Source organism: Aureibacillus halotolerans, from assembly GCF_004363045.1.
GTDB lineage: Bacteria > Bacillota > Bacilli > Bacillales > DSM-28697 > Aureibacillus > Aureibacillus halotolerans.
The window spans coordinates 97,768-105,124 of record NZ_SNYJ01000014.1; the positions used below are offsets into that span (position 1 = coordinate 97,768).

Annotated in this window: 9 protein-coding genes; 8 read left to right on the forward strand and 1 reads right to left on the reverse strand. The window is 43.4% G+C overall.

What is annotated here, in order from left to right; translation table 11 throughout:
• From EV213_RS21000 to EV213_RS15170, 6 genes are all read left to right on the forward strand, one after another.
• A partial coding sequence (locus tag EV213_RS21000) for a hypothetical protein (RefSeq protein ID WP_208112769.1) occupies nucleotides 1-202 on the forward strand: 202 nt, incomplete at its 5' end.
• A 351-nt stretch (nucleotides 203-553) separates the two neighbouring features.
• Complete coding sequence (locus tag EV213_RS15150) at nucleotides 554-832, forward strand: hypothetical protein (protein ID WP_133581402.1); 279 nt, start codon at nucleotides 554-556, stop codon at nucleotides 830-832.
• A 30-nt stretch (nucleotides 833-862) separates the two neighbouring features.
• The gene (locus EV213_RS15155) at nucleotides 863-1,558 is read left to right on the forward strand and encodes an SDR family oxidoreductase (RefSeq protein WP_133581403.1); all 696 of its coding nucleotides are present in this window, start codon (nucleotides 863-865) and stop codon (nucleotides 1,556-1,558) included.
• Between the two features lie 12 nt (nucleotides 1,559-1,570).
• The gene (locus EV213_RS15160; RefSeq protein WP_133581404.1) at nucleotides 1,571-2,035 is read left to right on the forward strand and encodes an NUDIX hydrolase; all 465 of its coding nucleotides are present in this window, start codon (nucleotides 1,571-1,573) and stop codon (nucleotides 2,033-2,035) included.
• Nucleotides 2,035-2,613, forward strand: coding sequence for a hypothetical protein (locus tag EV213_RS15165; RefSeq protein WP_133581405.1), 579 nt, complete (start codon nucleotides 2,035-2,037; stop codon nucleotides 2,611-2,613). The genes EV213_RS15160 and EV213_RS15165 overlap by 1 nt, the downstream gene beginning before the upstream one ends.
• A 21-nt stretch (nucleotides 2,614-2,634) precedes the next feature.
• On the forward strand, nucleotides 2,635-2,853 hold the full coding sequence (locus tag EV213_RS15170) for a hypothetical protein (RefSeq protein WP_133581406.1): 219 nt from the start codon (nucleotides 2,635-2,637) through the stop codon (nucleotides 2,851-2,853).
• A 339-nt stretch (nucleotides 2,854-3,192) separates the two neighbouring features.
• Here the strand turns inward: EV213_RS15170 and EV213_RS15175 are convergent, their stop codons facing one another.
• The gene (locus EV213_RS15175) at nucleotides 3,193-4,935 is read right to left on the reverse strand and encodes an ABC transporter ATP-binding protein (RefSeq protein ID WP_133581407.1); all 1,743 of its coding nucleotides are present in this window, start codon (nucleotides 4,933-4,935) and stop codon (nucleotides 3,193-3,195) included.
• Nucleotides 4,936-5,228: 293 nt separating this feature from the next.
• On the opposite strand from EV213_RS15175, the gene EV213_RS15180 reads away from it, so the two are divergent.
• On the forward strand, nucleotides 5,229-6,854 hold the full coding sequence (locus EV213_RS15180; RefSeq protein WP_133581408.1) for an ABC transporter ATP-binding protein: 1,626 nt from the start codon (nucleotides 5,229-5,231) through the stop codon (nucleotides 6,852-6,854).
• Nucleotides 6,855-6,978: 124 nt separating this feature from the next.
• Nucleotides 6,979-7,095, forward strand: a complete 117-nt coding sequence (locus EV213_RS15185; protein WP_133581409.1) for a GrpB family protein — start codon at nucleotides 6,979-6,981, stop codon at nucleotides 7,093-7,095.
• The last annotated feature ends 262 nt before the right edge of the window (nucleotides 7,096-7,357 follow it).

Consider the following 7,357-nt stretch of genomic DNA (forward strand, 5'->3'; position numbering starts at 1 on the left):
CGCGAAAAACGAACGAGAGTGCGCGAAAACAGGCATGGGCTGCGCGAAAATCGGGCAAGAGCGCTCGAACCCGCAAAGAGTGCGCGAAAAAGGCTTAGAGTTGCGCGAAAAACGAACGAGAGTGCGCGAAAACAGGCATGGGCTGCGCGAAAATCGGGCAAGAGCGCTCGAACCCGCAAAGCGTGCGCGAAAAAGGCCTTGAGTTGCGCGAAAATCGAATGAGAGTGCGCGAAAAAAGCTATGGGCTGCGCGAAAAACGGGCAAGAGCGCTCGAATTCGCAAAGAGTGCGCGAAAAGGGCCTGGAGTTGCGCGAAAATCGAACGAGAGTGCGCGAAAACAGGCATGGGCTGCGCGAAAATCGGGCAAGAGCGCTCGAACCCGCAAAGAAGGCACGAAAAAAGGCCTTGAGTTGCGCGAAAACTAGGCATAAGCGAACAAAAAGAGTAGTGACATGCAAACAGAATTAACCGTTGCAACGGCATAATTGTTCCTATACAATATAGGAAATGTTTGGAATGCCAATGATGAACAAATAATTGATGGGGGTAAAAGATGAGTTCGAATGTATGGGCAATTATTGCTAGTATACTGATTGTACTCTCGTTCCCAGCAACTTCATTAAAAATTGTTTCGGAATTGAATCTCCCATTTATACTAATATATATCATTTCATTCGCCTTCCTCATTGCTGGAATTATCTTTACACTTAAACGCAAGCGAGATACTTTGAGATCAGTGTTTCTCGTATTATTCAGCTGTGTTGGGCTGTATTATGTGATCACTGTCGTCTTCACCTTGAGCGTTCTTGATGGCGGATTTACTGGATTTTGATAAAAATCGTTTAGGAAGAGGGTCACTTAAATGACACAACATGTAGTAATTACCGGGGCAAATCGAGGCTTAGGTTTAGAGTTTGTCCGCTATTATTTGGCTAAGGGAGCGACAGTTTACGCGTGTGCTCGGTCGGAAAGCGACGCATTGCTTCAGCTTGCTTCACCTCAGCTTCATGTCATCTCCTTAGATGTCGCAAATGATGCGTCGGTTGAGAAAGCATTTGAAGAAATTGCGAAGCTAACATCTTCCCTGGATATTGTCATCAATAACGCGGCAGCGCGTTTTCCTGAAACGGTAAATTCATTGGAGGACGTGGACTTTGATGTCGTCCAGAAAGCGTATAACATCAACTCCATTGGTCCTCTTCGTGTGGCAAAGGCAAGCGTTCCATTATTAGAGAAGGGCAACACAAAGGTGTTAACCAATATTTCCTCTGAGGCCGGAAGCATCGGCACGTCAGGACGTGGGACCGAATTTGATTATTGCATGTCCAAAGCAGCGCTTAATATGCAAAGTGTATTGCTGCAAAATGCCGTAAGAGGGCAGGGCATACGAGTGCTCGCCATCGATCCAGGCTGGATGCATACCGATATGGGGGGAGCAAAGGCGCCGAAAAGCCCGGTTGATACAGCAGAAAAAATTGGCCAAATCATTGAACAAAGGAAAGGCACAACCGATGAACCATTGTTCGTCAACACTTCAGGCGAGCAATATCCGTATTAAAGGGAGGTTCATGTGGGGTATATTTCAGAGCTTCGAAAACAGGTCGGCTCCATCCCGTTAATTATGGTTGGTGCATGTATTATTGTCGAAGATAGCGAGAACAAGGTGCTACTGCAGCTACGAAGTGATAATCATAGATGGGGTCTTCCAGGCGGTTCCCTTGAGCTTGGCGAGTCGCTTGAAGCGTGCGCGAAAAGAGAGCTTTATGAAGAAACAGGTCTAGTAGCAAAACAGCTGACGCTCATTCACGTCTTTTCAGGGCAAGACCTTTATTATCGTTATCCGCATGGGGATGAGGTATACAATGTTGTTGCTGCGTATTCTTGTAGACGCTTTGATGGAACATTAGCAGTGGATGGAAAGGAAGGACGAGCTCTTTCCTTTTATCCAAAAGATGAACTTCCTATTGAGTTAAATAGACCAGATCAGCCTATTCTCCAGTATTGGCTAACTGCAGATAAAGAAGGGATGGGCTAATGCAAGCAACGAATCAACGAATGGAACTGACGATGGTTTGCGGGGGCATCCTTGGTGTCCTTGCTTCATTTTACGCGGTCTTTTTCAGTCTTGTCAGTGATTCATATGGTGTAGGGAGCGTTTGGTTTGTTGGTGTCTTTGGGGGCATTCTCGGGATTATCGGTGGGATTGCAATCGCCAAAGGCTACAAACAAGGATTTTGGCTAGTTTCACTTTCAGTGATCGTAGGCGCTTTAGGCATAGGCGCTATTTACATCGTACCTGCGAGTCTTCAGCTCACCGGCTGTTTGTTATGGAGAATAAGGTTCAATGAGCGAACCCCTTTTAGTGTGATATCCGTGCTTCTGTTAGTGCTTTCAGTCGTTCTACTGTGTGGGATGTTTTTTGCAGACTGGCATTTGTCAGGCTATGGTGTCATGATTGTGTGGATCGTTTTTGTCGCGCCGATTGTCGGCTTCCTTCTCTCCATGTTCGGAAAAGAAAATGCGTGGCAATGGATCGGTTTGGCAGGGAACTTTACCGCTATCCTCGTCTGCTCAGGGTTTGCGTTTCTTGATCTTTTGTATATAGGATTTTAAACGAGAAGAGGTGAACGCCGTATGGCTGTTCTTGCTTATCTATGTGCGGCGATCGCTGTCGTTCTTATCGTAACAGGGGACGTTTTCTGGAGCTTAGTCTCTGTTACCGTTGGGCTGATTCTGGGCATTATCCTTCGCAAACAGAGGTCTCAAATTGTCCCGCTTCTTGTGAATGGCTTGTTGATCCTCCTCTTTATCATCTTTTTTATTGCTATGTCACTCGTTTGGCGTACTCCATAGGCGGATGACAAACGCTCGCTTTCGTTGTTGCTGTGCCTTGTCCGGTGCTCATTGCCCGTATGGCAACTCCGCGCCAGCCAAGACTTTGCGCCTAGAAAGCCAAGCGTTTTCATTCCGCCTATGTGAGTTTGTTGACAAACGCTCGCTTTCGTTGTTGCTGTGCCTTGTCCGGTGCTCATTGCCCGTATGGCAACTCCGCGCCAGCCAAGGCTTTGCGGCTAGATAAGCCAAGCGATTTCCTTTAATTAATTTATTTAAACGATGTGCTTTCATTGGGCATACCGATAACTAACAAAACGCGGCTCTCCTTCATTGGGAGACCGCGTTTTGTTAGTTTAGTTATACCTGATATTCAAAATGATGGGCATACAGGCTTGCATAAGCCCCATTATGTGAGAGCAGCGCGTCGTGTGTGCCTTGCTCGGTAAGACCTTCTTCTGTTAGAACGACGATACGTTCGGCGTTCCGAATGGTTGAGAGGCGATGGGCAATGACCAGTGTTGTGCGCCCACGGGCCAAATTATCGAGGGACCGCTTGACGATACTTTCACTCTCGTTATCTAAAGAACTTGTCGCTTCATCCAAGATCAGGATAGGCGGGTTTTTCAAAAAGACACGTGCAATGCTAAGGCGTTGCTTTTGTCCGCCTGATAAACGAACCCCACGCTGGCCAATCTCTGAATGGTACCCGTGAGGCAGGCGCTCAATAAAGGAATGGGCATTGGCTTTTTTCGCCGCATCCATCACTTCATCATCACTTGCTCCTGGGAGGCCATAGCGAATATTGTCCATCACACTTCCGGCAAATAAATACACGTCCTGTTGCACAATACCGATGGCGCTGCGCAGGGAATGGAGCTCAATGTCTCGCACGTCATGTCCATCAATAGATACACTACCGGCAGTGACATCATAAAAACGGGGGATAAGCGAGCTTAAGGTCGTTTTCCCAGCCCCTGATGGCCCCACAATTGCGACGTACTCACCTGGCACAATCGTTAGCGACAGGTCAGTGAAAACATCATCAAGATGGTCTCCATATCGAAATGCGACCTCTCTAAACTCGATTGCCCCCTGGACATTGGAAAGGGGGATGGCATCCGATCGATTTTCAATGTCAGGCTTCACGTTCATTATCGCCATAAACCGTTGAAAGCCTGTAACGCCTTCCTGGAATTGCATGCTCATATGCGTGAGCTTTTGAATCGGTTCAATCAAAAAGCCAATATAGAGCAAAAAAGTAATCAAGTCCGCGAGGTCAAACGTTTGATTGAGAATGCTCGCACTCCCGAAGATGACAATCGTCACCGTGATGAGCTGCACAAACGCCTCTGCACTGTTATAAAAGTAAGCCTCTGCGCGATACGTATGCTTACGGCTAAAGAGAAAGCGATCGTTTTCGCGGTTGAATTTCTCAACTTCAAGCTTCTCATTGGCAAAGGATTTCACTACACGAATCCCAGCCAAACTGTCTTCAACCTGGGCGTTGACGTCGGCAATGCGTTCTTTGTTTCGCGTCATCGCGCGATTGAGCATGCGGTTAAAAAACAGCGAAAGGACGCCAAGAACAGGGAGGAAACAAAAGACAGCAAGCGTCAATGGCGCGTTAATCATAAACAAAATGACAAAGGCGCCAATAAAGCGTACGAGGTATCTTGTGTAATCCTCGGGCGCGTGATGATACAGCTCGGAAAGCATGAGCAAATCATTCGTGACACGTGACATCAGCTGTCCGGTTTTTTCTTTGTCGTAAAAACGGAAAGACAGCGTTTGCAAATGACTGAACAGTTCACTTCGCATATCGCTTTCCATGCGTGCGCCAATTTCATGGCCTTTGTAATCGACAAAGTAGTTGCCGATGTTTTGAACGACAATGAGAAGGAGCATGATGCCGCCGATCCAATACACGTCAGTTAATGCTGTCGCTAAATCGCTTTCAAGCACGTCATTTGTGATATAGCGGACGAGCAGAGGAAACACCAGTTGCAGGCACGAAACGAACAACGCGCAGCCAAGTACAGTTAAAAAGATGCCTTTGTATGGCTTGTAATACGAAAGAAATTTCTTTATTGGAAATGTCATGTTGGACCCCTTTAATGTGAATTCCCATAATCACATAGAAGGGGGTGCCGTTTATTAGAAACGGAAGCCTCCCTTATATGCTCTATCGACTGTCTGCGTTTTCATGTTTTTCATTGCAAAAGCCTCCTTGTGTGTAATGCCCTTATTGTACCTGAACCACTTGCAAAGTGAAAGTTTGTTTTATTGGGAAAGTTTTTGTAAATGTACCTCCATAAAGTTCAATTTATTTGTGTTGTGGTGACACTTGGTCATACCTGCGTCTAACAAAAAATAGAAAAGATGAGGTGAATATATTGAATTATATTAAATCAATGATTCTACCACTTAGGAAAGAAATACCTATGGTCGTTTGGTCTATACTTATTGGTATTCTAGCTGCTGGACTTAATCTTACGAGGCCGATTCTATTCGGAATGATCATTAATGTTTTAGTCAATGGGGACCCGAATTCACATGTGTTTTGGCTCATTTTATTATTTTTAGGAAGCTGGTTAGCCACTTGGGGGAGTTCACTTTTGTTAATGTATGTTAGCACAAAAATTAGTCAAAGAATTCTAATGAGCCTAAGGGTGGACCTGTTCGCACATTTCTTACGTTTACCTTTCACAAAGATTGAAGAAATTGATCCAGGAAAAATTCAGGCATATCATGCGTCTGATCTCCCAAGATGGACGTCCGTGTATGGCACACTTTTAGCAGAAGTCACACATTCTCTCGCACAATTTATCGGATCAATCATTGCACTATCTTACTTAGACGCAAATTTAATGCTGTGGTTACTCCCTTTTTTAATCTTAAGTGCTTCTATTCCTATAGTCACATCTAAATCTATTGTGAACATTAGTCACGTGGCGCAAGAAGCCTTTTCTTCTACACTTGAAACCTTATCCAGCCTGATTAAAGGATCAAGAGATTTAATAAGTGTAGGAGCCAATAAGTGGGGTGAAAATAGATTTAAAGAAGCATGCAATTCCTCGTATCGGACAAATGTCAAAAGGGATTTTTCACAGGGGTTTTTACAAATAGTAGGGTCAGCTATCGAGATCCTTGCATATATACTAATTTTGTACATTGGAGGATCAAAAGTATTACGTAATGAAATGGCGATAGGAGAATTAATCAGTTTTTTAGCTACGATTGAAATGATTTTTTTCCCAGCAAGGCACGTTAATCATTTAGTCGTGTCTATGCAAAATTCATTTGCCGCTGCAAAAAGAGTGATTGATTTTTTAGACATCAAAGAGAGACAACCAAGTCTATTAATATCAACATGTATGTATGTAGATTCTGTGTCATATACGTATCCTCTCTCAAATACAATTGCGCTAGATTCAATAACATTCAATATAGAACCGGGTAAGCATATAGTAATAACGGGAGAAAGCGGTTCGGGGAAATCAACACTTTTAAAATTATTGGCAGGTCTTTATCTACCTACTAAAGGGAAAATTGTATATGATGACCGGGTTAGTAACTTATCGATGATATGGCAAGAGCCATACCTTTTTAATGTTTCAGTATTCGATAACCTAGTCGTCGGTGCAGATTTATCTACAGCAAAAGTGAGAGCTATTGCATCTAAAGTAAATATGGACAGTACAATCATGAGACTACCCTACGGATATAAGTCCAATGTAACTGATGGTGGACAAAATTTCTCTGGAGGTGAAAAACGTCGTTTAGCCATAGCACGTGCCTTATTAACGAACCCCAACCTCCTCATTTTTGATGAGCCAACAGCTGGTTTAGACGATGCTAACGCATTATCCATATGGCAGATGATTAGCGAGCTCGGTCCAAATGTTACAAAGATCGTTACAACACATAGAATAGAAGAAGCTAAGAAAGCAGATGTAGTTTTAGTTCTCAGGGATGGAAAGTTAATAAAATGTGGTTCACCAGACGAATTAACTACGTGACTTAGTTATAAATCAGTCAGGAGATGCACAATTAATGAATGACTAAATTATTATAACTCCATATGATGCGCAATGGCCTAAGCTGTTTAAGAGATGAGGAAGAGATCTTAGATATAATTTAGGAGTGTTAGCATGGAGGATTGATCATATAGGTTCTATTGCAATTGAAGGAATGGAAGCGAAGCTTATAATTGATATCCAAATTTGTGTGGAAGTAGTGAAAAGACAACTAAAGGATTAACTTAAAACATTATATGGCAAGTTGTTTTAGTATTAAAGTTTGATCGAATTCTCAGTTATATCGTTTCATTAAAGAGGAAGAATCTAAAGAAAAATTGAATAGTTATGATAATGATAATTTGTACCTAATTAACGGGAATTTAATTTCCAAACACGTGGTCTAACTCTACCGTCTTTAGACGGTATACGCTTTTAGCCTTATCCTCTGCTGTCCATACTGAAGGTACGAGGTGAAAAGTATGGACGGTTATAAAAAGAGTAGT

Bases quoted from the DNA above. Each gene is read 5' to 3' on its own strand.
- EV213_RS15170 (WP_133581406.1), top strand. From the start codon at position 2,635: ATGGCTGTTCTTGCTTATCTATGTGCGGCGATCGCTGTCGTTCTTATC.
- EV213_RS15150 (WP_133581402.1), top strand. From the start codon at position 554: ATGAGTTCGAATGTATGGGCAATTATTGCTAGTATACTGATTGTACTC.
- EV213_RS15165 (WP_133581405.1), top strand. From the start codon at position 2,035: ATGCAAGCAACGAATCAACGAATGGAACTGACGATGGTTTGCGGGGGC.
- EV213_RS15155 (WP_133581403.1), top strand. From the start codon at position 863: ATGACACAACATGTAGTAATTACCGGGGCAAATCGAGGCTTAGGTTTA.
- EV213_RS15175 (WP_133581407.1), bottom strand. From the start codon at position 4,935: ATGACATTTCCAATAAAGAAATTTCTTTCGTATTACAAGCCATACAAA.